This is a genomic window from Luteimonas terrae, assembly GCF_031457535.1.
Lineage (GTDB): Bacteria > Pseudomonadota > Gammaproteobacteria > Xanthomonadales > Xanthomonadaceae > Luteimonas > Luteimonas terrae_A.
Genome location: NZ_JAVDWO010000010.1, coordinates 19,735 through 45,099 on the forward strand (window position 1 = coordinate 19,735; position 25,365 = coordinate 45,099).

24 protein-coding genes and 1 tRNA gene are annotated in these 25,365 nt (G+C 66.7%); 1 reads left to right on the forward strand and 24 read right to left on the reverse strand.

What is annotated here, in order from left to right; genetic code table 11:
- Positions 1-7 precede the first annotated feature (7 nt).
- The 22 genes from nuoL to trpB form a co-directional block, all read right to left on the reverse strand.
- Positions 8-2,161: an NADH-quinone oxidoreductase subunit L gene (gene nuoL, locus J2W68_RS12385; protein WP_310236340.1), complete on the reverse strand. Its 2,154-nt coding sequence runs from the start codon at positions 2,159-2,161 to the stop codon at positions 8-10.
- 7 nt (positions 2,162-2,168) lie between these two features.
- On the reverse strand, positions 2,169-2,495 hold the full coding sequence (nuoK, locus tag J2W68_RS12390; RefSeq protein ID WP_055247260.1) for an NADH-quinone oxidoreductase subunit NuoK: 327 nt from the start codon (positions 2,493-2,495) through the stop codon (positions 2,169-2,171).
- Positions 2,492-3,133 (reverse strand): NADH-quinone oxidoreductase subunit J, encoded by a 642-nt coding sequence (locus tag J2W68_RS12395; RefSeq protein ID WP_310236342.1) that lies wholly within the window; start codon positions 3,131-3,133, stop codon positions 2,492-2,494. Before J2W68_RS12395 ends, nuoK begins: the two co-directional genes overlap by 4 nt.
- Before the next feature lie 3 nt (positions 3,134-3,136).
- Complete coding sequence (gene nuoI / locus J2W68_RS12400; protein WP_310236344.1) at positions 3,137-3,625, reverse strand: NADH-quinone oxidoreductase subunit NuoI; 489 nt, start codon at positions 3,623-3,625, stop codon at positions 3,137-3,139.
- Entirely contained in the window at positions 3,625-4,740 is a 1,116-nt protein-coding gene (gene nuoH, locus J2W68_RS12405; protein WP_310236346.1) for an NADH-quinone oxidoreductase subunit NuoH, read from the reverse strand. The genes nuoI and nuoH overlap by 1 nt, the downstream gene beginning before the upstream one ends.
- On the reverse strand, positions 4,737-6,980 hold the full coding sequence (gene nuoG / locus J2W68_RS12410; protein ID WP_310236347.1) for an NADH-quinone oxidoreductase subunit NuoG: 2,244 nt from the start codon (positions 6,978-6,980) through the stop codon (positions 4,737-4,739). The genes nuoH and nuoG overlap by 4 nt, the downstream gene beginning before the upstream one ends.
- Before the next feature lie 103 nt (positions 6,981-7,083).
- A complete protein-coding gene (gene nuoF / locus J2W68_RS12415; protein WP_310236349.1) occupies positions 7,084-8,451 on the reverse strand; it encodes an NADH-quinone oxidoreductase subunit NuoF in 1,368 nt (455 codons plus the stop codon).
- A 14-nt stretch (positions 8,452-8,465) separates the two neighbouring features.
- Complete coding sequence (gene nuoE, locus J2W68_RS12420; RefSeq protein WP_310153412.1) at positions 8,466-8,993, reverse strand: NADH-quinone oxidoreductase subunit NuoE; 528 nt, start codon at positions 8,991-8,993, stop codon at positions 8,466-8,468.
- Entirely contained in the window at positions 8,990-10,294 is a 1,305-nt protein-coding gene (locus J2W68_RS12425) for an NADH-quinone oxidoreductase subunit D (RefSeq protein WP_310236522.1), read from the reverse strand. The genes nuoE and J2W68_RS12425 overlap by 4 nt, the downstream gene beginning before the upstream one ends.
- A 5-nt stretch (positions 10,295-10,299) precedes the next feature.
- Positions 10,300-11,058 carry an NADH-quinone oxidoreductase subunit C gene (locus J2W68_RS12430; protein WP_310236351.1) on the reverse strand — a complete coding sequence of 253 codons (759 nt, stop codon included), beginning with the start codon at positions 11,056-11,058 and terminating at the stop codon, positions 10,300-10,302.
- Positions 11,051-11,629 (reverse strand): NuoB/complex I 20 kDa subunit family protein, encoded by a 579-nt coding sequence (locus J2W68_RS12435; protein WP_159679482.1) that lies wholly within the window; start codon positions 11,627-11,629, stop codon positions 11,051-11,053. Before J2W68_RS12435 ends, J2W68_RS12430 begins: the two co-directional genes overlap by 8 nt.
- Positions 11,620-11,976 carry an NADH-quinone oxidoreductase subunit A gene (locus J2W68_RS12440; protein ID WP_159679484.1) on the reverse strand — a complete coding sequence of 119 codons (357 nt, stop codon included), beginning with the start codon at positions 11,974-11,976 and terminating at the stop codon, positions 11,620-11,622. The genes J2W68_RS12435 and J2W68_RS12440 overlap by 10 nt, the downstream gene beginning before the upstream one ends.
- Before the next feature lie 342 nt (positions 11,977-12,318).
- Positions 12,319-12,403, reverse strand: a tRNA-Leu gene (locus J2W68_RS12445).
- Between the two features lie 61 nt (positions 12,404-12,464).
- Entirely contained in the window at positions 12,465-12,917 is a 453-nt protein-coding gene (gene secG, locus J2W68_RS12450; RefSeq protein ID WP_310236353.1) for a preprotein translocase subunit SecG, read from the reverse strand.
- Positions 12,918-12,975: 58 nt separating this feature from the next.
- Positions 12,976-13,725: a triose-phosphate isomerase gene (gene tpiA / locus J2W68_RS12455; protein WP_310236355.1), complete on the reverse strand. Its 750-nt coding sequence runs from the start codon at positions 13,723-13,725 to the stop codon at positions 12,976-12,978.
- 263 nt (positions 13,726-13,988) lie between these two features.
- Complete coding sequence (locus J2W68_RS12460; RefSeq protein WP_310236356.1) at positions 13,989-16,367, reverse strand: putative bifunctional diguanylate cyclase/phosphodiesterase; 2,379 nt, start codon at positions 16,365-16,367, stop codon at positions 13,989-13,991.
- Entirely contained in the window at positions 16,357-17,052 is a 696-nt protein-coding gene (locus tag J2W68_RS12465) for a methylamine utilization protein (protein ID WP_310236358.1), read from the reverse strand. Before J2W68_RS12465 ends, J2W68_RS12460 begins: the two co-directional genes overlap by 11 nt.
- Positions 17,053-17,381: 329 nt before the next feature.
- Positions 17,382-18,320, reverse strand: coding sequence for an isopenicillin N synthase family dioxygenase (locus J2W68_RS12470; protein ID WP_310236360.1), 939 nt, complete (start codon positions 18,318-18,320; stop codon positions 17,382-17,384).
- 16 nt (positions 18,321-18,336) lie between these two features.
- On the reverse strand, positions 18,337-19,686 hold the full coding sequence (gene glmM, locus J2W68_RS12475) for a phosphoglucosamine mutase (RefSeq protein WP_310236362.1): 1,350 nt from the start codon (positions 19,684-19,686) through the stop codon (positions 18,337-18,339).
- Positions 19,683-20,564, reverse strand: coding sequence for an acetyl-CoA carboxylase, carboxyltransferase subunit beta (accD, locus tag J2W68_RS12480; protein WP_310236364.1), 882 nt, complete (start codon positions 20,562-20,564; stop codon positions 19,683-19,685). The genes glmM and accD overlap by 4 nt, the downstream gene beginning before the upstream one ends.
- Positions 20,565-20,768: 204 nt before the next feature.
- Positions 20,769-21,575, reverse strand: a complete 807-nt coding sequence (gene trpA, locus J2W68_RS12485) for a tryptophan synthase subunit alpha (protein WP_310236366.1) — start codon at positions 21,573-21,575, stop codon at positions 20,769-20,771.
- Positions 21,576-21,646: 71 nt separating this feature from the next.
- On the reverse strand, positions 21,647-22,864 hold the full coding sequence (trpB, locus tag J2W68_RS12490; protein ID WP_310236368.1) for a tryptophan synthase subunit beta: 1,218 nt from the start codon (positions 22,862-22,864) through the stop codon (positions 21,647-21,649).
- A 94-nt stretch (positions 22,865-22,958) separates the two neighbouring features.
- Here trpB and J2W68_RS12495 point away from each other — a divergent pair, with 94 nt between their 5' ends.
- Complete coding sequence (locus J2W68_RS12495) at positions 22,959-23,843, forward strand: LysR family transcriptional regulator (RefSeq protein ID WP_310236369.1); 885 nt, start codon at positions 22,959-22,961, stop codon at positions 23,841-23,843.
- Positions 23,844-23,914: 71 nt separating this feature from the next.
- On the opposite strand, the gene J2W68_RS12500 is transcribed toward J2W68_RS12495, so the two are convergent.
- Positions 23,915-24,577, reverse strand: a complete 663-nt coding sequence (locus tag J2W68_RS12500) for a phosphoribosylanthranilate isomerase (protein ID WP_310236371.1) — start codon at positions 24,575-24,577, stop codon at positions 23,915-23,917.
- Positions 24,574-25,362, reverse strand: coding sequence for a tRNA pseudouridine(38-40) synthase TruA (gene truA, locus J2W68_RS12505; RefSeq protein ID WP_310236373.1), 789 nt, complete (start codon positions 25,360-25,362; stop codon positions 24,574-24,576). Before truA ends, J2W68_RS12500 begins: the two co-directional genes overlap by 4 nt.
- Positions 25,363-25,365 lie beyond the last annotated feature (3 nt).

The following is a 25,365-nucleotide window of genomic DNA, read 5'->3' on the forward strand; positions in this document are numbered from 1 at the left end:
TATTCCGTCAGCGCCAGTACTTGATGAGGATGGCCAGAAGCACGATCAGGCCGACGATCATCGCGAAAGCGTAGTGGTAGAGAGCACCGGACTGCAGCCGGCGGACGACGCCCGAAACCAGGCCGACGACGCGCGCCGGACCGTTCACGAAGAAGCCGTCGATGACCTTGGTGTCGAAGATGCGCGAGAGCTTGCCCAGGCCGACACCGCCGCCGGCGAAACCGCCGATCCACAGGTCGTCCATGCCGTACTTGTTCTCGAGCACGCGGATGGGCAGGCGGAACACGTGCGCGGCCTTCGCCGCCAGCTCGGGCTTCCACCAGTACATGACGGTCGCCAGCACGAAGCCCGCGACCACCAGCCAGAACGCCGGCGCCATGAAGCCATGCAGCGCGAACGCGGCCGGGCCATGCCACAGCGCTTCCTTGACCGCGCCCAGCACGTCGTTGGACGCCAGCACATGGATCACGCCGTCGAAGAAGCCGCGCACCTCGTGATGGCCGGTCCAGTCGGTGCCGAACAGCATCGGGCCCGCGGTGAAATAGCCGATCAGGATCGACGGGATCGCCAGCAGGATCAGCGGCAGCGTCACGACCCACGGCGACTCGTGCGGCTCGTGCACGCCGTGGTGGCCATGGGCGTCGTGCGCGTGGTCGTCGTGAACGGTCGCGGCGACCGCGTGACCGTGGCCATCGTCGTGCAGCGGCTCGTGGTGCGTCTCCTGACCGTGCGCGTCATGCGTGGCATGGGCGTCGGACGCATGCGCGTCGCGGAAACGCTCCTTGCCGAAGTACGTCATGTACAGCAGGCGGAAGCTGTAGAACGAGGTTACGAAGGCGCCCAGCAGCACCGACCAGTACGCGTACTGGAACACCCAGCCGCCACCGTCACTGGCGTGCTTGGCCGCCTCGATGATCGTGTCCTTGGAGTAGAAGCCGCTGAAGAATGGCGTACCGACCAGGGCCAGCGTGCCGATGACGCTAGTCCAGAACGTGATCGGCATGTACTTGCGCAGGCCGCCCATCTTGCGCATGTCCTGCTCGTGATGCATGCCGATGATCACCGAACCGGCGGCCAGGAACAGCAGCGCCTTGAAGAAGGCATGCGTCATCAGGTGGAACACCGCGGCCGAGTACGCCGACACGCCGAGCGCGACGGTCATGTAGCCGAGCTGCGACAGCGTCGAATACGCGACGACGCGCTTGATGTCGTTCTGCACGATGCCGATCAGGCCGGTGAAGAAGGCAGTGGTCGCACCGATGAAGAGGATGAACTGCAGCGCGGTCTCCGAAAGCTCGAACAGCGGCGACATGCGCGCCACCATGAAGATGCCGGCGGTGACCATCGTCGCGGCATGGATCAGTGCCGAGATCGGGGTCGGGCCTTCCATCGAGTCGGGCAGCCACACGTGCAGCGGCACCTGGGCCGACTTGCCCATCGCGCCGATGAAGAGACAGATGCAGACCAGGGTCGCGACCGACCACTCGAAACCGGTGATCACTTCGATCGTCTGGCCGCCACCGATGGTGGTGTCAGCCGCAGCGAAGACCGTCGCGTAGTCGAGGCTGCCGAACCAGTACAGCACACCGGCGATACCGAGCAGGAAGCCGAAGTCGCCGACACGGTTGACCAGGAACGCCTTCATGTTGGCGAATACCGCGGTCGGCTTCTTGAACCAGAACCCGATCAGCAGGTACGACACCAGGCCCACCGCTTCCCAGCCGAAGAACAGCTGCAGGAAGTTGTTGCCCATCACCAGCATCAGCATCGAGAAGGTGAACAGCGAGATGTAGCTGAAGAAGCGCTGGTAACCCGGATCCTCGGACATGTAGCCGATGGTGTAGACGTGCACCAGCAGCGACACGAACGTCACCACGACCATCATCATCGCGGTGAGGTTGTCGATCAGGAAGCCGACGTGCGCCGAGTAGTTGCCGACCTCGAAGAACGTGTAGACGTTCTCGTTGAAGGTCGGCGCGCCCTGCATCAGCTGCCACAGCGTGTAGATCGAAAGCGCGCAGCTGATCGCGACGCCTGCAATGGTGACCGAATGCGCGCCGGCGCGACCGACCTGGCGGCCGAACAGGCCCGCGATGATCGAGCCCAGCAACGGCGCCAGAACGATCGCGATCAGGGTGGTCTGGGAAATTGTGTACTCCATGCCCGGATCAGCCCTTCAGCGTGTCGAGTTCGGCGACATTGATCGTGCGCCGGTTGCGGAACAGCGTGACCAGGATCGCGAGACCGATCGCGGCCTCGGCCGCGGCCACGGTGAGGATGAAGAACACGAAGATCTGCCCGGCGGCGTCGCCGAACTCGCGCGAGAACGCGATGAAGTTGATGTTGACGGCGAGCAGCATCAGCTCGATCGACATCAGCAGGATGATCACGTTCTTCCGGTTGAGGAAGATGCCGGCGACGCTGATGCAGAACAGCACCGCGCCCAGCGAGAGGTAGTGGCCCAGCGCGAGGCCGGTTCCAAACAGCTCGGTCATTTCGCTTCTCCCTCGCCGTCGCCCGGCGTCGGCTCGACGACCGGACGCACCGCATCCATCTTGACCACGCGCATGCGGTCTTTCGCCTGCACGCGGGCCTGCTCGCTCGGGTTCTGGTGCTTGGTGCCCGGACGGCGGCGCAGGGTCAGCATCACCGCGGCGATGACCGCAACGGTCAGGATGACCGCCGCCACTTCGAACGGCAGCAGGAAGTCGGTGAACAGGCGGCGTGCGATCCACACGGTGTTCGACACGCCCGCCTCGTCGACCGCGTCGGCGGCGAACGGGGTCATCTTGGCGCGTACGCCGATCAGGGTGACGATCTCGACCAGCATCACCACTGCGACGATCAGCCCGACCGGCAGATAGCGCACGTAGCCCTCGCGCATCGGCGCGACATCGACGTCGAGCATCATCACTACGAACAGGAACAGCACCATCACCGCGCCGACGTAGACCAGCACCAGGGCGAGGCCGAGGAACTCGGCGCCGACCAGCAGCCAGGTGCAGGCGGTGGAGAAGAACGTCAGCACCAGGAACAGCGCCGCGTGCACCGGGTTGCGGGCACTGATCACCGCCACCGCGGACATCACAGTGATCGCGGCGAAGATGAGGAATGCAATCAGGTCGAAATTCATGACTTACCTGTACGCGGAGTCTGCGGCGCGGCGTTCTGCGATCTCGCTCTCGAGACGATCGCCGATTGCCAGCAACTGCGGCTTGGTCACGATGTTCTCGCCACGGTTCTCGAAGTGGTACTCGTGCAGGTGGGTCTCGACGATCGAGTCCACCGGGCACGACTCCTCGCAGAAGCCGCAGTAGATGCACTTGAACAGATCGATGTCGTAGCGCGTGGTGCGGCGGGTGCCGTCCTCGCGCTGTTCGGAGTCGATGGTGATCGCCAGCGCAGGGCACACGGCCTCGCACAGCTTGCACGCGATGCAGCGCTCCTCACCGTTGGGATACCGGCGCAGCGCATGCAGACCGCGGAAACGCGGCGACTGCGGCGTCTTCTCCATCGGGTACATCAGCGTGTATTTGTCCCGGAACAGATACCGGAAGGTCAGCGCCATGCCGCCGAGCAACTCGAGCAGCAACAGGCCCCTGAACCATGAAACGAACTTGGCCATTACTGCCCTGCCTCGAAGATTCCGAAGTACGCCATCAGCGCGGTGACCACGATCCAGCCGATGCTGATCGGAATGAAGACCTTCCAGCCCAGCCGCATGATCTGGTCATAGCGGTAGCGCGGGAACGAGGCGCGGAACCAGATGAAGCAGCTGGCGAAGAAGAACACCTTCGCGAACAGCCACCACCAGCCGTCGACCGACAGCAGCGGAATGCCCCAGCCCTGGAACGGCGACAGCCAGCCGCCGAGGAAGAACACCGCGACCAGGAAGCTGATCAGGATCATGTTCGCGTATTCGGCGAGGAAGAACAGCGCGAACGCCGAACCCGAATACTCGACCATGTGACCGGCGACGATTTCCGACTCGCCTTCGACGACGTCGAACGGCGCGCGGTTGGTCTCGGCCACGCCGGAGATGAAGTAGATGACGAACAGCGGCAGCATCGGCAGCCAGAACCAGTCGAACAGGCCCTTGCCACCCGCCTGCGCCATGACGATCTCCGACAGGTTCAAACTGCCGGCGCCGACCATCACGCCGACCAGCGCGAATCCCATCGCGATTTCGTAGCTGATCATCTGCGCCGAGGCGCGCATCGCGCCGAGGAAGGCGTACTTCGAGTTCGACGCCCAGCCGGCGAGGATGATGCCGTAGATGCCCAGCGAGGTCATTGCCAGCAGGTACAGCAGACCGGCGTTGGCATTCGACAGCACCAGCTGTGCATCGAACGGCACCACCGCCCAAGCCGCGAATGCGGGCGCCAGTGTGATCAGCGGCGCCAGCACGAACAGCACGCGCTGCGCGTTGGTCGGCTGGATGACTTCCTTGAACAGCAGTTTGAAGACGTCGGCGAAGGCCTGGAAGATGCCCATGCCCACATACATCGGACCGTGGCGCTGATGCATCCAGCCCAGCAGCTTGCGCTCCCAGACCACGTAGAACGCGACGCAGATGATCACCGGCATCGCGATCAACAGGATCTTGAGCACGATCCACAGGATCAGGCCGATCACGCCCAGCGACATCAGCCAGTCGTGCAGCGGCGCCGACAGATCGCCCAGCAGCGATGCGGTATTGGTCACGCCGGTTTGGACGGCACCGGTTTGGATCGCGCTCATGCCGCCACCACCTTGACCTTGCCGGCCGACAGCGCCGCCGTGGCGCCGTAGCCCGATTCCACCCACGCCGCGCCCGGTGCGACGCGATCGTAGATCGCCACCTGCAGCGTCGCGGTGCCAACCGCATTCGACACCTTGGCCATGCCGCCGTCGGCGACGTTGCTGGCTGCAGCATCGTCGGGGTGCAACACGATGCGCGGTCCAATGGTCAGCGGATGCGACTGCAGCGCGGCGGCGCGACGGGTCAGGCCGTCAACGCGATAGATCGCCTGGCTGACGGCCAGCTCGAAGCCGTCACCGTCGACGACCGGCGCCGCGGATGCCGCGACCGAGACGGTCTTGCCCTGCAGACCCGCACGCAGGCCGGCCAGATCGGTGAACTCGAAGCCCGGGGCTTCGAGCGCACCACCGAGGGCACGCAGCACGCGCCAACCGGCACGCGCATCGCCCGGCAGCTTGCCGGCAGCGGTGGCCTGCTGGTCGCGACCTTCGAGATTGGTCAGCGTCGCGTCGATTTCGGCGAGTGCGCCGATCGGCAGGATCACGTCGGCGACCGCACGCGTGGACTGGCAGGCAAAGTGGCTGAAGGCCACGACCTGCGCCGCGCCCAGCGCCTGCAGCGCCTTCGCCTGGTCGGCGAAGTCCAGACCCGGCTCGATGCCGTAGATCACGTACGCGCCGCGGCGCTCGGCCAGCATCGCATTGGCATCGCGCGTGGTCGGCAGCACGCCGAGGCGCGACAGACCGAGTGCGTTTGCGCCGTGCGGAATGCGGCATAGCGAGGCGCCGGTCTCGACAGCAAGCGCAGCCGCAGCCTTGCGGATGTCGGCCGCGTGCGCGCTGGCTTCCGCCTGCGCGCCGACGATGATCGCCGCGTGCTTCGCGCCGCGCAGCGCGTCGCCAAGCTCGGCGACCTGCAGCGTCTCGGCGATTTTCGACGGCGCCACGATGGCCTTGTCTTCGATGTCGAAGGTGAATTCGAAATCGACCGGATTGACCACGTACACCTTGGCGCCGCGCTTCCATGCCTGACGCACGCGGTGATGCAGCAGCGGCACTTCGTGACGCAGGTGGCTGCCGACCAGCAGCACGACATCGGCCTGCTCGAGTTCGGCGACCGGCATCGAGAAAACTTCCGCGATGGCGCCATCGGACAGATCACGCTGGGCGATGCGGTGATCGAGGTTGCCGGTGCCCAGGGCTTCGGCCAGACGCGCCAGCAGCGCGCCCTCCTCGTTCGACGTCGACGGATGCACCAGCACGCCGAGTTCGTCGGCCGCGTTGTCGCGCAGGATCGTCATCGCGCGCTCGAGCGCCTCGTCCCACGAGGCCTCGCGCCACTGCCCACCATCCTTGACCAGCGGATGCACCGCGCGGTCATCGGCCGTCAGGCCCTGGTGCGAGTAACGGTCGCGGTCGGAGATCCAGCACTCGTTGACCGCTTCGTTGTCGCGCGGCACGGTGCGCATCACGTCGCCGCGGCGCAGGTGATGGAACAGGTTGCTGCCCAGCGCGTCATGACCACCGAGCGATTCGCGCGCGATCAGCTCCCACGGACGTGCACGGAAGCGGAACACCTTGTTGGTGAGCGCGCCGACCGGGCACACGTCGATGACGTTGCCGGAGAGTTCGGTCGTCAGCGGCTTGCCGTCGTAGGTGCCGATCTGCAGGTTCTCGCCGCGCTGCATGCCGCCCAGCTCGTAGGTACCGGCGATTTCCGCGGTGAAGCGCACGCAGCGCGTGCACTGGATGCAGCGGGTCATCTCGGTGGCGACCAGCGGACCGAGGTCCTCGTCGGCGACGACGCGCTTGCGCTCGGCGAAGCGGCTGACCGACCGGCCGTAACCGAGCGAGAGATCCTGCAGTTCGCACTCGCCGCCCTGATCGCAGATCGGGCAGTCGAGCGGATGGTTGATCAGCAGGAACTCCATCACGTTGCGCTGGGCCTTGAGCGCTTTCTCGTTGCGCGTGAAGACCTTCAGGCCGTCCATCACAGGCGTGGCGCAGGCCGGCGACGGCTTGGGCGCACCGCGGCCGCCGACTTCGGTGTCGACCAGGCACATGCGGCAGTTCGCGGCGATCTCGAGCTTGTCGTGATAGCAGAAACGCGGGATCGGAATGCCGGCCTTGTCGGCGGCATGGATGATCATCGAGCCCTTGGGCGCGGCCAGTTCGACGCCGTCGATGAAGACGGTGACGTGGTCGGGCGGCAGGTTCGGGTTTACAGGCTGCGCGCTCATGCGGCGACACTCTTCGTCATGGCGACAACGCCCCTCGAGTCGAGGGGCTGGACGCGTTCGCGCGACGCGCGAATGCGACCGGGGAGCTGGAGACGTGTAGCGCTCATGCGGCGACCGCCTTGGGCACCACGGTGCCATTGCGCTGGTCGTCGACGAGGAAGCGCTTGTTCAGAATCGCGTACTCGAATTCGTCCCAGAAATGGCGCAGGAAACCCTGCACCGGCCAAGCGGCCGCTTCACCGAACGCGCAGATGGTGTGTCCCTCGATCTGGCCGGCCGCGGCCCGCAGCATCTGCAGGTCTTCGACCGTCGCCGTGTGGTCGGCAATGCGGCACAGCATGCGGTACATCCAGCCGGTGCCTTCGCGGCACGGCGTGCACTGGCCGCAGCTCTCCTTGTAGTAGAAGCGCGCGATGCGTCGGCATGCGCGCACCATGCAGGTCGTGTCGTCCATGACGATCACCGCGCCCGAGCCGAGGCCGGAACCGGCCTTCTGCAGCGCGTCGTAATCCATCGTCAGGCCCATCATCGTCTCGCCCGGCAGCACCGGCATCGACGAACCACCCGGAATCACGCCCTTGATCGTGCGGCCTTCGCGCATACCACCGCACATCTCGAGCAGCTCGGAGAACGGCGTGCCGAGGCGGATCTCGTGATTGCCCGGCTTGGCCACATGGCCGGAGACCGAGAAGATCTTGCAGCCGCCGTTGTTGGGCTTGCCCAGATCCATGAACCACTGCGCGCCGTTGCGCACGATCGCCGGCACCGAAGCGTAGGTCTCGGTGTTGTTGATCGTGGTCGGCTTGCCGTAGAGGCCGAAGTTCGCCGGGAACGGTGGCTTGAAGCGCGGCTGTCCCTTCTTGCCTTCCAGCGACTCCATCAATGCGGTTTCTTCGCCGCAGATGTAGGCGCCCGCGCCAAGCGCGTTGTAGATGTCGACGTCGATGCCCGAACCGAGCAGGTTCTTGCCCAGCCAACCGTTGGCGTAGGCCTCGGCAGTGGCTTCTTCCAGATGCTCGAAGGGCTCGTGGTGGAACTCGCCGCGCAGATAGTTGTAGGCCACCGTCGAGCCGGTCGCGTAGCACGCGATCGCCATGCCTTCGATGACCGAATGCGGGTTGTAACGCAGGATGTCGCGGTCTTTCGCAGTGCCCGGCTCGGATTCGTCCGAATTGCAGAGGATGTACTTCTGCATCTCGCCCTTGGGCATGAAGCTCCACTTCAGGCCGGTCGGGAAGCCCGCGCCGCCGCGGCCGCGCAGGCCCGACTGCTTGACCATCTCGATCACGTCGGTCGGCGGAATCTTCTCTTCGAGAATCTTGCGCAGTGCGCTGTAACCACCCGTCTTGAGGTAGTTCTCGTACGACCACGGCTTATCGAAATGCAGCGTGGTGTAGACCGCCTGGTGTTCCTTCGGCGCAGGCCCGACGGGCCCGTAACCTTCGGAAGACTTGGGATGGTGATGTGCCATGTCCGCGCGATGCCCTACTTCAGACCGTCGATCAGCTCGTCCACCGTCTCGGGTGTGAGCTTCTCGTGGTAATGACCGTTGATGACCACGACCGGCGCGCCGCAGCACGCAGCGACGCACTCTTCCTCACGCTTGAGGAAGACGCGACCGTCGGCAGTGGATTCACCCAGCTTGCAGCCCAGCTTCTTCTCGGCGTGCGCGACCAGATCCTCGGCGCCGTTGAGCCAGCAGCTGATGTTGGTGCAGAACGCCACGTTGTTGCGGCCGACTTTCTCGGTTTCGAACATCGAATAGAACGTCGCGACCTCGTAGGCCCACACCGGCGGCAGGTCCAGATACTTGGCCACGCCCGCGATCAGCTCGTCGGTCAGCCAGCCATTGTTCTGTTCCTGCGCCGCGAACAGACCCTGCAGCACCGCGGACCGCTTGCGGTCCTCGGGGAACTTGGTCAGCCAGTGGTCGATATGCGCGCGCGTGTCACCGCTGAGCACGACCATCGGATCGACGCTGCGGGCGTTCTCGAAATTGCCAGTCGCCTTCATCGGTCGACTTCTCCGAACACGATGTCATAGGTACCGATCATCGCCACCACGTCGGACAGCATGTGTCCGCTGGTGATGGCGTCCATCGACGAGAGGTGCGCGAAGCCGGGCGCGCGCAGATGCACGCGGAACGGCTTGTTCGCGCCGTCGGAAACCAGATAGCAGCCGAACTCGCCCTTCGGGGCTTCCACGGCGCTGTAGGTTTCGCCGGCGGGCACGCTGTAGCCCTCGGTGAACAGCTTGAAGTGATGGATCAACGCTTCCATGTCGTCCTTCATCGACTCACGCGACGGCGGCGACACCTTGTAATTGTCCAGCATGACCGGGCCGGGATTCGCCCGCAGCCAATTCACGCACTGCTGGATGATCTTCGCCGACTCGCGCATCTCGAATACGCGCACGAGATAGCGGTCGTAGCAGTCACCGTTGACGCCCACCGCGATATCGAAATCGACCTCGGCGTACTTGGCGTAGGGCTGGGTCTTGCGCAGATCCCACTCGACGCCCGAACCACGCAGCATCGGGCCGGTCATGCCCCAGGCTTTCGCCAGATCCGGCGGAATCACGCCGATGCCGACGGTGCGCTGCTTCCAGATGCGGTTGTCGGTGAGCAGGGTCTCGTATTCGTCGACGCGGCCCGGGAAATCCTTGGCGAACGCTTCGAGGTAATCGAGCATCGAACCGCCGCGCCACTTGTTGAAGCGCTTGAGCTTCTCGCCCTTGCGCCAGCGCGACTCGGCGTACTGCGGCATGCGATCGGGCAGATCGCGGTAGACACCGCCGGGACGGTAATAGGTCGCATGCATGCGCGCGCCCGACACCGCCTCGTAGACGTCCATCAGTTCTTCGCGCTCACGGAACGCGTACAGCATCACTGCCATCGCGCCGAGATCGAGCGCGTTCGAACCCACCCACATCAGGTGGTTGAGGATGCGGGTGATCTCGTCGAACAGCGTGCGGATCCACTGCGCACGCTCGGGCGCCTCGATTCCCATCAGGGTCTCGATGGCGCGCACGTAGGCGTGCTCGTTGCACATCATCGACACATAGTCGAGGCGGTCCATGTAACCGATCGACTGGTTGAACGGCTTCGACTCGGCCAGCTTCTCGGTGCCACGGTGCAGCAGGCCGATATGCGGATCGGCGCGCATCACGGTTTCGCCGTCCATTTCCAGGATCAGGCGCAGCACGCCGTGCGCGGACGGATGCTGGGGGCCGAAATTGAACGTGTAGTTGCGGATTTCCTGCTTCAGCGCTTCCGCACTCGGCGTCGCGTTGGTGTGCAGCGAGGTGGTCGGCACGGCGCTCACTTGGCAGCCTCCACGCGGCGCGCGGCCTGTTCGTCATGCGCAGTTGCGAAACGGGCGTCGTCACGGATCACGCGCGGCACGCCGACGCGCGGTTCGACCGAGGTCACCGGTTCGTACACCACGCGCTTGCGCTCGGCGTCGTAACGCACTTCGACATTGCCGATCAACGGGAAATCCTTGCGGAACGGATGACCAACGAAACCGTAGTCGGTCAGGATGCGGCGCAGGTCCGGATGACCTTCGAAGATCACGCCGAACAGGTCGAAGGCTTCGCGCTCGAACCAGTTCGCGACCGGCCACAGACCGGTCAGCGAGGACACCACCGGCAGGTCGTCACTCGGCGCGAAGCACTTCAGCATCACGCGCTGGTTGTGTTGGATCGACAGCAGCTGCGCGACCGCGGCGAAGCGGCGCTGCGGCACCGGGATCGCGGCATCGCCCTGCGGCTGCGCGACCTGGCGGCTGCCGGTTTCGCCGAACTTGAAGCGGCCAGGGCCGCGACCTTCGACGCCACGGCTGAAGCCTTCCGAGGAGACATCGGTGTCCCACTCGTCGCTGCCGTGACTGAGGTAGTCGACACCACAGACGTCGATCAGCATTTCGAAGCCGAACTCGTCGCGCAGCGCGCGCGCGGCATCGATCCAGTCGCCGGCGGTGGTGATCGTCACCTCGCCGCGTGGCAGTGCGATCGCCACGTCGGCATCGGAAAAGCGTGCGCGCAGGCGCGCCGCGAACGCGGTGGAGGACTCACGCATCGCGCTGCCCCGTCTTGGTGTCGCCGAAGTTGGTGGCGCGGCGGATCTTCTTCTGCAGCTGCAGGATGCCGTAGATCAGCGCTTCGGCCGTCGGCGGGCAACCCGGCACGTAGACGTCGACCGGCACGATGCGATCGCAGCCGCGCACCACCGAGTACGAGTAGTGGTAATAGCCGCCGCCGTTGGCACAGCTGCCCATCGAGATGACCCACTTCGGATCCGGCATCTGGTCGTAGACCTTGCGCAGCGCCGGGGCCATCTTGTTGACCAGGGTGCCGGCGACGATCATCACGTCCGACTGGCGCGGCGACGGGCGGAACACCACGCCATAGCGGTCGAGATCGAGACGCGCCGCACCGGCGTGCATCATCTCCACCGCGCAGCAGGCGAGACCGAAAGTCATCGGCCACATCGAGCCGGTGCGCGCCCAGTTGAGCAGCACATCGGAACTGGTCGTGACGAAACCACGCTCGAGCAGCGGGTTTTCGCCTTCCGGGCGCAGGATGTCGTCCACCCGGCCTTCCGGCAGCGGGTTGTTCATCAGGCGCGCGACGGTCTGGTTCACTCCCATTCCAGCGCTCCCTTCTTCCACACGTAGACGAAGCCGAGCAACAGCATGCCGGCGAAGATGCCCATCTCGATCAGGCCGAGCACGCCGAGTTCGCGGAACACGGTGGCCCAGGGCACGATGAAGATGATTTCCAGATCAAAGACGATGAACTGGATCGCGATGAGGTAGTAGCGCACGTCGAACTGCATGCGCGCGTCTTCGAAGGCTTCGAATCCGCATTCGTAGGGCGACAGCTTTTCCAGCGTCGGGCGCTTGGGCCCGAGCAGGTTGCCAATGATCAGCAATGCAATGCCGATCCCCGTGGCAACGATCAGGAACAGCAGGGTCGGCAGATATTCGGCCAGCACTCGGATGTTCTCTCGGCTACGGCCGCAATTCGCGGCCTTGGCTCGGCGCTGTGACGCCGCATTCTCGAAGCGTCGAAGCGCTTCACGAAGGCCGGGCGACGCACTGATGTGCGATCGCCCGATCACGGCAATTGTACCGGTTACAGAACTGGTGAGTAAACGATTTCCGCCGTGAGCACAGGCTGCAGGCGCAGCAGTCCGCAGTGGCCGCGCGCAATCTGTGAAACTTGCGCGCGAATGATTCCTGTCCGCGCGGCGATGCACATACCCGGACACGAAAAAGCCCCGCTTGCGCGAGGCTCTTCGTGTCCGATGCACGCGGGGCGCATCGCTTTTTCCGGTTGGTGCCCAAGAGGGGACTCGAACCCCTACGACCTAAGCCGCTACCACCTCAAGGTAGTGCGTCTACCAATTCCGCCACCTGGGCAGGTCAACCTGAAACCTCATCCGGGCCTACCGCCCCGGCGAGCCGCGCATTGTAATCCCAATCAGTCGTTCTGGGGAGTGGGCTGCGGCGATTCCTGCGAAGAATTTTCCGGCGCAGGCGGCGCGGCAGGCACTGCACCGTCAGCGGCCGGGGCCGCCGGCACGGTGGCGTCGGCGGGCGCGGGCGGTGCGACCGGCGTGGCAGGCGCCCCTTCGACCGGCGCGGTCGGCACCTGGCCGCCCATGACGCCCAGATCCATGTCCAGCGCATTCGGATTGGCGCGATGCATCGCGTACCAGGCCATGAACAGCGTGACCGCAAAGAAGCTGATCGCCAGCCACTTGGTGGCCTTGGACAGGAAGTTGGACGAGCCGCGCGCGCCGAAGACGGTCGCGGACGCGCCGCCACCGAAGCCGGAACCGGCCGCGGCGCCTGCGCCGCGCTGCATGAGGATCAACGCGATCATCGCGATGGCGATGATGACGAACAGGATGTTGAAGACGGTCAGCAGCATTGCGTGGGTGCTCAGGGGTGCCCGCGGACGGGCCTTGTGTCGGAAGCGCCTGCCGCGCTCAGCGCGCGGCCGCGGCGACGATGGCCAGGAAGTCGTCGGCCGCCAGCGAGGCACCGCCGATCAATCCGCCGTCGACGTCGGGCTGCGAGAACAGCGCAGCGGCATTGTCGGGCTTGCAGCTGCCGCCATAGAGCAGCGGCAACGAATCGGCGATTCTAGCATCCTGCTTGGCGACCACGCCACGCAGGAAGGCGTGGACGGCCTGCGCCTGCTCGGGGCTGGCGGTCAGGCCGGTACCGATCGCCCAGACCGGCTCGTAGGCAACGATCGCGCCATCGAACGCGGCGACGCCCGCCTCGGCCAGCACCGCCTCGACCTGAGCCGCGATCACCGCTTCGGTGCGCCCGCCCTCGCGCTGCTCGCGGGACTCGCCGACGCACAGGATCGGTACCAGGCCGGCGGCGCGGGCGGCGACGAACTTCTGCACGACCAGCGCGTCGTCTTCGCCATGGTACTGGCGGCGCTCGGAATGTCCGACCAGCGTATAGACGGCGCCGACGTCGGCGAGCATCGAGGCGGCGACTTCGCCGGTGTAGGCGCCCTTGGCGTGCGCACTGACGTCCTGCGCGCCGAAGGCAACGCCGCGTCCACCATGCGATTGGGTCAACAGCGGGAGATACGGAAACGGCGGCAGCACGATCGCCTCGACCCCGCCCGACAGGCCGGCGGCAATGGCTTCGACGAGTTCGGTGGCGAATGTGCGGCTGCCCTGCAGCTTCCAGTTGCCGGCGACGATCCTGCGGCGCATTGGCGACTCCATGGTGACAAGAGGCGCAAGAGGATAGCCGATGCGCCCGGCAGGCCGGCTCAGGGCGCCTCTACAAGAGCGCGAAGCATCCGCCGCCCGACTGCGTGGCGCGCTGCGCTTCAGCCGCCCGCATCAGTCCAAGGGCGGGCGTCACACTGGACGCAGACCGGATCACCGTCGTCGCAACGCCTGCCCTTGGCGCCGGGCTTCATCGCGCCCCTCCATTGGCTCACGGCTGACGCCGGGGGCACGTCAGCGCGATCTCATCCCTCGACCGGCCCGCGCTGATAGCGCATGCACCACGCGACGAACGCATCCGCCGGCAGCGGCCGCGAGATCAGATACCCCTGCACCATGTCGCATCCGAGCGATTCGAGGATCGCCAGGCTCACCGGCCCTTCGACGCCCTCGGCAACGACCTTCAGGCCCATGTTGTGGCCGATCTCGATCGCCGATCGGACGATCACCGCATCGTCGTTGCCGCTGCCCAGATCGGCGACGAAGCTCTTGTCGATCTTGATCTCGTCCACCGGCAGGCTGCGCAGCTGTGCGAGCGAGGAATGTCCGGTGCCGAAATCGTCGATCGACAGCCGCACGCCCTGCCCGCGCAGCTGGTGCATGTTGGCGCGCGCGACTTCGAGATCGCGCATCACGGTGTGCTCGGTCACTTCCAGCACCAGGCTGCACGGCGGCACGTCATGGGCCTGCAGGCGCTGGGCCACGTAGTCCGTCAGATCGCCGTCGACCAGATCCATCGGCGACAGGTTCACCGCGACGCCTTCGATCAGGCCGTCGGCGATCCACGGCGCGGCCTGCCGCAAGGCCTCGTCGATCACGTGGCGGGTGATCGCGCGGATCATCCCGGAGCGTTCGGCCAGCGGAATGAATTCGTCGGGCGACACGTCGCCGTACTGGGGCGAATTCCAGCGCAACAGCGCTTCGACATGCACGACGCGGCGGCTTGGAAGATCGATCTTCGGCTGGAACAGCAGCCGGAACTGGTGCAGTTCCAAGGCATGGCGCAGCACGCCCATCAGACCGACCTGGCGCAGGTGGTGCTCGTCGTCGCCAGCGCGGTATACCAGCACACGCACGTGCTGCTGTTTGGCCTCGTACATCGCGATGTCGGCGCGCCGCAGCAACGTCGCCGCATCGCCGGCATGCGCCGGATAGACCGCCACACCGATGCTCGCATCCAGCCCGACCTGGGTGTTCTGCAGCCGGAACGGCGTCTCCAGCACCTGCGCCAGCTGTCGCGCGCGCTCGCACGCGGCCTCGGCATCGGCGTCGTCGAGCAGGACGAGGAACTCGTCGCCGCCGAGCCGCGCGAGCAGATCGTCGCCGCGCACCGCTCCGCGGAGGCGCTCGGCGACCACGGCCAGCACCGCGTCCCCGTAAGCGTGTCCGAGCGAATCGTTGATCTCCTTGAACCGGTCTAGGTCCAGGATCAACACCGCGCAGTGACGGCCGTGCTGGCGGGCACGCTCGATCTTGCGCTGTAGCACGCCGAGCGCATGGCCGCGACTGGGCAGGCCGGTGAGTTCGTCGTGCGTGGCCTGGAAGCGGATGCGTGCTTCGCGCTCCCCGATTTCGCGCTGCATGGCGTTGAACGCGCGCGCCAGATCGGCCAGCTCGTCGCGGCCGCGGACGGGCAGCGGCCGGGCGTATTCGCCGGCGCCGATCCGGCGCGCGGCATCGGCCAGACGCTGCACCGGCCTCGCAAACCCCTGCCCCACCAGCACTGCGAGCACGGTCGCAATCAGCACCGCAAGACCGGCCAGCCACAGGATCTGGTCACGCAAGCGGTGATACGGCGCCAGGGCTTCATCGAGATCGGCCAGCAGCATCACCTGCACCTGGCGTCCGGACACCAATGCGGCGCCGAAGGCGTGCGCGGCGTAATGGCGCCCGTCGAGTGCGAGATCGACGTCGGCGCCCGCAATGGCGTGGGCAGCCTCGCGGCTGAGGCGCAAGGCTGCGGTCTGTGCTTCGGGCAAGGTCGACGCCAGCACGCGCACATGGTCGCCGTCGTCTTCGACGAATGCCACGTCCATGCCGATGATGCCGCGATAGCGCCGCGCCAGCGCTTCGCCGTAATGCAGGCCCATCGCCACCCAGGCCACGCGCCGGGGCGCCATGACTGGCACCACCGCCAGTAGGAATGGCCGCGCGTCGAGCAGGGCGACGCCGGTCGCAGCGCCGTGGGCCTCCGCCTCCACAAGCAGCGGCGCCATCGCGCGCTCGGTATCCGGATCGTCTTCAGGTCCGATCGAGACGCGCACTGCACCGCCCGGCGCCAACAGCAGCGCGACATCGGCATCGATCCGCACGCCGTGGTTGAGCAGGGCGATCTCGACCGTGGCCTGGTCCTGGGTAGCAGCGGCGGCACGGAACGCGAAATCGTTGGCGAGGACCGTCACCGACTCCTGCAGCCGCTCGGCGCTGGTCGCCGACAGTTGCGCCCAGACACGTTCACTGACCTTGAGCTGGTCGCCCAGTTGCTCGCGCACGGCGCGTTCGGCGGCCACACCGACGACTGCCAACGTCGCGACCTGGGTCCCGACCAGCAACAACAGAAAGCCGAGGACGATGCGTCCGCGAAAACCGAGTCCGCGCCGCGGCAGCAGCGTCTCAGTCGCCACGTTCGAGGCTCCGGAACCGCTCCTGCAGATGGCGCAGGCGTACCTCGACCGGCAGCGGCGGCGTGCGAGCCGCCTCCAACTCCAGTGTGACGCGCTCCATCCGGTGCGATTCGACATGCACGTGTCGCGTCACCCGCGCACCGGGACCGTCGTCGAGCCGCTCATGCCAGACCTGCAGCGTGTAGTCACCTGCGGGCGCCTCGAGCCGTGCATCACCGGACGTACCGGTCGTGGCGAAATACGGCGTGTCGAGCACGACCACGTAGCCGAGCATCCCATCGTGGATATTGCAGCCCAGCTCGACCACACCCGGGGTGTCGAACAGCACCGGCGGCGTCTGGCGGTCGCCGAACAGCGGCAGTTCGAAGCGCTGCGCCGGCGAAAACGAATAGATGTGATGGTGGAGGTTGTCGCCGTTGGGAAACACGACCCGGCTGCCGGTCGTGACCGGCAGGACGTTCGGCACGAACTCCGCCTGCCGCTGGTCCATCTCCGCCGACATCGGGCGCACGGCCGAGCGTGCGGCCGGCGAATGCAGACTCACTACTGCGCCTTCCAGGCGCACACCATCGCCATCCACGGCCACTGTCAGTGACGCCGCCACCGCACCATCCATTGCGCAGAACGCGAGCGCACACAGGCACCACCGCCCGATCCACGGGCGCAGCCCCTTCGTCGCGATCATTCTTACGGATTCCCCCTGTGCCGCCGCGCACGGACGGCACGCGCATTGCACCAGAACCGGCGTCTCCGCGCTACAGGAAGATGGCGCGACCTGTCGCGATTCTGCGGTATTCGCGGGCTGTGCAGGCGTGGACGCCTGTGCGGAAGACGCTGACGGACATTGCGCAATGCGCTCGCGGAAGCGTTCGCCGCAGGGCGTCCTCGCGCAAACATGCATCGTGGAAGCGTTCGCGATGCCTGTGGATCGGCAACAGCGGGCCTTCAAGGGTGGAAATGCAGCGGCGCCGACAAGGCGCCGTTGCGTTTTCCGATCCCGCGCTCGATTCCTGCTTACTTCAGCTTGATCTCGCGCAAGCGCTCTTCGAGATAGCCCTGCGCAGTGATCGCTTCGGGATAGCGGCTCGGATTTTCGACGCTCACCGTCGATGGCAGCACATCGATGACGAAATCCGGATTCGGGTGCAGGAAGAACGGCACCGAGTAGCGCGGCTTGCGCGCCTGTTCCCCCGGCGGATTGGTCACGCGGTGGGTCGTCGACGGATACACGTGGTTGGTCAGGCGCTGCAGCATGTCGCCGATGTTGACGACGATGGTGTCGGCATCCGAAGTGAATGGCACCCACTCCCCCTGCTTGGATTTGACTTCCAGACCCGCCGCGCTCGCACCGACCAGCAGCGTGATCAGGTTGATGTCTTCGTGCGCGCCGGCGCGCTCGTTCGGAATATCGTCGGCGGTGATCGGCGGATAGTGGATCGGGCGCAGGATCGAATTGCCGTAATCGGTCTTGTCAACGAAATAGTCTTCCGGCAGGCCGATATGCAGCGCCAGCGCCGACAGCACCTTCGAGCCCAGCGCATCGAGCGTCCGGTAGAGGCCGTAGCCGTGCTCGCGGAAACCCGGCACCTCGGTCGGCCACAGGTTCGGCGGCATCACCTCGCGGTACTGCGAGTCGTCCGGAATCTCGCGACCGATGTGCCAGAACTCCTTCAGGTCGAAATGCTGGGCGCCCTTCGCCGTTTCGACGCCGAACGCCGTGTACCCGCGCGCACCGCCACCGCCGGGCACGTGGTACTGCTGCTTGGTGGCGTCAGGCAGTGCGAAGAACGCCTTGAACACGTCGTAGGCGCCGTCGATCTGCGACTGCGGAATGCCGTGACCATTGATGCCGGCAAAGCCCCACTCGCGGTAAGCGGCGCCGAGTTCGGCGACGAAGGCCTCGCGGTCAGTGTCGAACCGGCGGATGTCGAGCGTGGGAATACGGGGGGTCATCGCAGAATCCTTGGAATCAGGCGGCGGCCGCGCGCACGGCGTCGGCCAGTTGGTCGAGTGTCGATTGCATCAGCGCATCGTCGTCGGCTTCGACGGTCACGCGCACGACCGGCTCGGTGCCCGACGGACGCAGGAACGCGCGACCGCGCCCCTGCACGGCAGCCTGCGCGTCGACGAGTGCGGCCTGCACCGCAGGCGCCTCGGCAGGCTTCGCTGCACCTGCATAACGCACGTTGACGGTTTTCTGCGGCACCTTGGAGAGGCCATGCAGCGCCTCCTGCAAGGATTCGCCGCGGCGGCGCAGCACTTCCAGCACCTGCAGCGCGCTGATGATGCCGTCGCCGGTCGTCGCGCGGTCCAGGCACAGCAGATGCCCGGAGGTTTCGCCACCGAGTACGCCATCGTGTTCGAGCAGCATCTGGTGCACGAAACGATCACCGACCTTGGCGCGCGCGAAACCGATGCCGGCCTCGCCGAATGCACGCTCCAGCCCGAAGTTGCTCATCAGCGTGCCGACCACCGGACCCTGCAGACGACCCGATTGCTGCCAGTCGCGCGCGAGCACGTACAGCAGGTCGTCGCCATCGCGCACGGTGCCATTGGCATCGACGAACAGCACGCGGTCGCCGTCGCCGTCGAACGCGATGCCGAGGTTCGCGCCGCTGCGGCTGACCCGCTCGCTCAGGTGCTCGGGATGCGTGGAGCCGACGCCATCGTTGATGTTGACGCCGTTGGGCTCGGCGCCGATCACTTCGACCTGCGCGCCGAGCTCGCGCAGCACGATCGGGCCAACCTGATAGGTCGCACCATTCGCGCAGTCGACGACGATGCGCATGCCGTCGAGACCGAAGCCACGCGGCACCGAGGCCTTGCAGGCTTCCACGTAACGACCGACCGCATCGCGCGTGCGCACGGCCTTGCCGAGTTTCTCGGAGGCGACGGTGCGGAACGGCTGGTCGAGCGCGGCCTCAATCGCGAGTTCGGTCGCGTCGTCGAGCTTCTCGCCCTGCGCGCTGAAGAACTTGATGCCGTTGTCGTGATGCGGATTGTGCGAGGCGGATATGACGATGCCGCCATCGGCGCCGAGCGAACGCGTCAGATGGGCGACGGCCGGCGTGGGCATCGGGCCCATCAGCTGCACGTCGACACCGGCGGCGACCAGTCCGGCCTCCAGCGCGGCCTCAAACATGTAGTTCGAGATGCGCGTGTCCTTGCCGATCAACACCTGCGGACGGCGCCAGTCACCGCCGCGGCCGCGGAGGGAATGACCATAGGCATTGCCCAGGCGCAGCACGAAGTCTGCGGAGATCGATCCTTCGCCAACACGCCCACGGATGCCATCGGTTCCGAAGTATCTGCGACTCACGCAGCGGCCTCGCTCGGCATGCTCTGTTTGCCGAGCAGTGCGACCAGGCGGGCGATGCGGTCACGCATTTCGCGGCGGTCGCAGATCTGGTCGATCGCGCCGTGCTCGAGCAGGAATTCCGAACGCTGGAAGCCTTCGGGCAAGGTCTCGCGCACGGTCTGTTCGATCACGCGCGGACCGGCGAAACCGATCAGCGCTTCGGGTTCTGCGATGTTGATGTCGCCGAGCATCGCGAACGACGCCGAGGTCCCGCCGTAGGTCGGGTTGGTCAGCACCGAGATGTATGGCAGGCCGGCTTCGCGCAGGCGCGCCAGCGAGGCCGAGGTCTTGGCCATCTGCAGCAGCGAGAACATGCTTTCCTGCATGCGCATGCCACCGCTCGCGGCGAAACTGACGAAGGGCGTACGCAGCGCGAGCGCCTGCTCGGCGGCGCGGGCGAACTTCTCGCCGCCGACCGAGCCCATCGAACCACCCATGTAGGCAAAGTCCATTGCGCAGGCGACGATCGGGCGCTGCATCAGCGTGCCCTGCATCGCGATCAGCGTGTCGCGCTCACCGGTCGCGCGCTGCGCGGCCTTGATGCGGTCCGAATACTTCTTCTGGTCCTTGAACTTCAGGATGTCGGTCGGGCCCAGATCGGCCGCGATCTCCTGCAGGCTGCCCGGATCCAGGAACGCCTTCAGGCGCGCGCGGGCACGGATCGCACGGTGGAAGTTGCACTTGGGGCAGACCTCCAGATTCTCTTCCAGCTCAGGGCCATACAGCACGCTGCTGCAGCGCTCGCACTTCTCCCACAACCCCTCGGGAACGCTGCGCTTCTTGGCCGCGGGCGCATCGGTACGGATGCGCGGCGGCATGATTTTCTGCAACCAGGACATGGGCCTATTTCTCCCGACGGCCGCAACGGGGCCGCAAAGCGCGGAAGTGTACCCGACGGGCCGTTGGGCCTCCGGCGGGGGCCGTACGGCGTTTATTCACCTGGCGCAGGACCGGTCCCGGTGGCCGCGCAGGTCTTGAAGCCCTCCCCCGTGTCACGGGCATTGCGCCCTTGACGGGTGGAGAGCTTTGAATCTCCCGCTCGCTCAGCCTGCGTCGAGCGCCGTACGCAACGGCGCGAGGAACGCCTTCGCGCGTGCAGCTGCCGCGTCCGCATCCGCCGCGCCTTCGAGCGCAGCGACCAGCGCACTGCCGACGACGACGCCATCGGCATCGACCGCCATCGCCGCAGCGCTTGCGGCGTCGCGGATGCCGAAACCGGCGACCACGGGCGCACGACTGGCCGCGCGGATCGTCCGCAGGCGGGTCGAGGCCTGCACGGTGTCGAGCCGCTCGGCCGCACCGGTCACGCCGGCGAAGCTGACGTAATACAGATAGCCCTGCGCGCCCGCGCACAGCGCCTCGAGCCGTGCATCGGTGGTCGTCGGCGATGCCAGCAGCACCAGGGCGATGCCGGCGGCGTCGAACGCCGCGCGGAACTCGCCGGCTTCTTCAGGCGGCAGATCGACCAGCAGCACGCCATCGACACCAGCGTCCCCCGCCTGCTTCGCAAAGGTTTCGGCGCCGCGGATATCGATCGGATTGAGATAGCCCATCAGCACGACCGGCGTGGCGGTGTCCTGCGTGCGGAATTCGCGCACGGCATCGAGCACATAGGTCATGCCCGCGCCGCGTCCCAGCGCGCGTTCGGAGCTGCGCTGGATCGTCGGGCCGTCGGCCATCGGGTCGGAGAACGGCACACCGAGCTCGATGACATCGGCCCCGACCGCGACCAGGGCATGCATCACCGGCACCGTCGACTCGAGCGAAGGATCACCGGCGGTGAAGAACGGAATCAGGGCCTTGCGGCCGGCTTTGCCGAGTGCGGCGAAACGGGTGTCGATGCGGTTCATGGAGGTCCGTGGCAGTGCGGTGCACTCGGCTGTCGCGTTCGTCAGCCCGTGTGCGATATCGGCGGGCGCGCTCACAGCGCGATGCCTTCCCGCTGCGCGATCGTGTGCACGTCCTTGTCGCCGCGGCCGGACAGATTGGCCAGCACGATCGCGTCCTTCGGCAATTCGCGCGCGAGCTTGATCGCCTGCGCGATGGCGTGGCTGGATTCGAGCGCGGCGAGGATGCCTTCGGTCTTCGCCAGCTGGTGGAACGCAGCCAGCGCTTCGTCGTCGGTGATGCCGACGTACTGCGCCCGGCCGGCATCGGCGAGGAAGGAATGCTCCGGTCCGACGCCCGGGTAGTCGAGGCCGGCCGAAATCGAATGCGTCTCGGTGATCTGGCCGTCGTCGTCACAGATCACGTAGGTGCGGTTGCCGTGCAGCACGCCCGGGCGCCCGGCGGCGATCGAGGCCGCATGGCGCCCGGTATCGATGCCATCACCTGCCGCCTCGGCGCCGACGATGCGCACGTCCGCGTCGTTGAGAAACGCATGGAACAGGCCGATCGCGTTGCTCCCGCCGCCGACGCAGGCGGTGATCGCGTCCGGCAGGCGGCCGTATTCGGCCAGCATCTGCTCACGCGCTTCACGACCGACGATCGCGTTGAAGTCACGGACCATACGCGGATACGGATCGGGACCGGCCACGGTGCCGATGATGTAGAAGGTGTCCTGCACGTTCGAGACCCAGTCGCGCATCGCCTCGTTGAGCGCGTCCTTCAGCGTCGCCGAGCCGCTGGTCACCGGCACCACGGTCGCGCCGAGCAACTGCATGCGGTAGACGTTGATCTTCTGGCGCTCGATGTCGGTCGCGCCCATGTAGACCACGCATTCCAGGCCCAGACGCGCAGCGACGGTGGCCGATGCCACGCCGTGCTGGCCGGCGCCGGTCTCGGCGATGATCCGGGTCTTGCCCATGCGGCTGGCCAGCAGCGCCTGGCCGACGGTGTTGTTGATCTTGTGCGCGCCGGTGTGGTTCAGGTCTTCGCGCTTGAGCAGGATGCGCGCGCCGCCGACCGCGTCGCTGAGCCGCTCGGCGTGATAGATCGGGCTCGGTCGGCCGACGTAGTGCGCCAGGTCCTTGTCGAACGCCCGCTGGAACGCGGGATCGGCTTTCGCGGTGTCGTAGGCCGCGGCCAGTTCGGCGATCGGGCCCATCAGGGTCTCGGCGACGAAGCGCCCGCCGTAGCGGCCGAAATGGCCGTTGGCATCGGGATAGGCATGGAAATCGGTGATCGGAGACTGCGACATCGGGTCAGGCACGGTGCGGGCTGACCTGCACTCTAACGCACACATCGTGTGATCAGAATCGATAAGATCTGACGCATTCGTCAGGAAATTTCACATGTCGGACACCGATCTGCCGCCGCTCAACGCGCTTCGCGCGTTTGAAGCCGCCGCGCGCCTGGGCAGCCTGAGCCGCGCGGCCGAGGCGCTGCATGTAACCCATGGCGCGATCAGCCGTCAGGTGCGCCTGCTGGAAGACGCCCTCGGCACGCCGCTGTTCGTGCGCGCGGGACGCGGCCTGCGGCTCACCCCCGCCGGCATGCGCATGCGTGACGCCGCCGGCGATGCGTTCGCGCGCCTGCAAGGTGCGGCCGCGGCGATCCGCCGTTCGGGCGCCGGACAGGCGCGCGTGCTCGGCTGCCCGGGCAGCCTGCTCGCCCGCTGGATGATTCCGCGGCTGCCGCGTCTGGGCGATGCCCTGCCCGATCTGAAACTGCATCTGTCACCGCACGAAGGCGCCTTCCCGCCCTCGCTTGACGGGTTCGATGCCGCGCTGCTGATCGGCACCCCGCCCTGGCCGACCGCGTGGACGGTGCGACGCCTGGCCCCGGAGCGGATCGGCCCGGTGCTGAGTGCGCGGCATGTCGATGCTGCGCGACTGGCCGCACTCTCGCCCGACGCGTTGCTGCTAGAACCGCTGCTGCACACCACATCGCGCCCGCAGGCGTGGCCCACGTGGGCGTCGATCCAGGATGCAGCCGCGCCCGCCGATCTGGGCGCCGGCTTCGAACACCTGTACTTCCTGCTGGAAGCGGCGGCGGCCGGCCTCGGCGTCGCAATCGCCCCGCAGGAACTCGTCGCCGACGATCTCGCGGCCGGTCGCCTGCTCGCGCCCTGGGGCTTCGTCGAAACCGATGCGCAGTGGATTCTGGCGACGCGCCGGGATGACGACGATGCGCGGCTCGATGCGCTGGCGGAGTGGCTCCGGCAGGAACTCGCGTGAAACCGTGTAGGAGCGCGCTTGCGCGCGATTGAGGCTGTGCCGGGAACCCGGCATCGCGCGCGAGCGCGCTCCTAAAGTCCATATCCCGCAGGTGGCCGGCAACGCGCGGCGCGCACCGCCTCGACGAACGCGCGCATGCGAGCGGCATCCTTGATGCCCGGCGCGGATTCGATGCCGCTGGACACGTCGACGCCCGCCGGGTGCGCCACATCGATCGCATGCGCGACATTGCCCGCATCGAGCCCGCCGGCGAGCCAGAACGGCTTGTCGAGCGATGCCGGCATTGCGGCCCAGTCGAAGCGCTCCCCACTGCCGCCGGGCTCGCCCGCAGCGTGACCGTCGAAAAGGAATGCCGACGCGTTCGGCCAGGCATCCAGCGTGCGCAGCGCCGCGGCCGGATCGCCGCCCATCGCGATCGCCTTCCAGTACGGCAGGCCGAAGCGCATGCAGAACGCGTCGTCCTCCGCGCCGTGGAACTGCAGAATGTCCGGGCGCACGGTCGAGACGATGTCCGCGACCTCGTCGGCCGGATCGTCCATCGTCAACGCGACGACGTGGATCGAAGGCGGCACCGCGTCGCGCAGCACGCGCGCCGCATCGGGCGTCAGGCGGCGCGGACTGCGCGACGCGAACACCAGACCGATGCAGTCGACACCGAGCGCAACCGCTTCGGCGACGTCTTCGGCGCGGGTCAGGCCGCAGAACTTGATACGCGTGTTCGCGGGGGCGTTCATGCCGGAAGCGTCACCTCTGCCGGCAGCTGCCACTCAGGCGGATACAGCGGCCCCAGGAATACGAGGCCGGCAGCGGGTGCGGTGGGACCGGCGACACTGCGGTCGCGACCGGCCAGCAATTCGGCAATCCAGGTTTCGGGCTGTTCGCCGGCGCCGACGTCGAGCAGCGAACCGACGATGTTGCGCACCATGTGGTGCAGGAACGCATTGGCCTGCACTTCGACGATGACTTCGTCGCCGTCGCGTTTCACGCAGATGCGTTGCAGGTCGCGGCGTGCATGCGGCGCTTGGCAGTGCACGGTGCGGAACGCGGAAAAATCCTGTTCGCCGAGCAAGGCCTGCGCAGCGCGGTGCATGGCGTCGGCATCGAGCGGGCGCAGTTCCCAGGAGAGGTACTGCCGGTGCAACGCGGGGCGCACGGGACGGTTGATGAGCCGGTAGCGGTAATGCCGTGCGCGCGCGGAGAAGCGGGCGCTGAAGTCGTCGGGCACCGGCTGGGCCCAGCGCACGCAGAGCGCCTGCGGCAGATGCGCTGTCGTGCCGAGCATCCACGCGCGCGGCGTGCGCACCGCGTCGGTATCGAAATGCACCACCTGGCAGCGCGCATGCACGCCGGAATCGGTCCGCCCTGCACACGTCGTCACGACCGGATGCGCAGCGACACGCGCCAAGGCTTTTTCAAGCGCAGCCTGCACCGAACCTGGACCGGTCTCGGCCGCCTTGCCCAGCCGCTGCCAACCGTGGAAACCATGGCCGTCGTACTCGACGCCAATCGCGTACCGCATCGC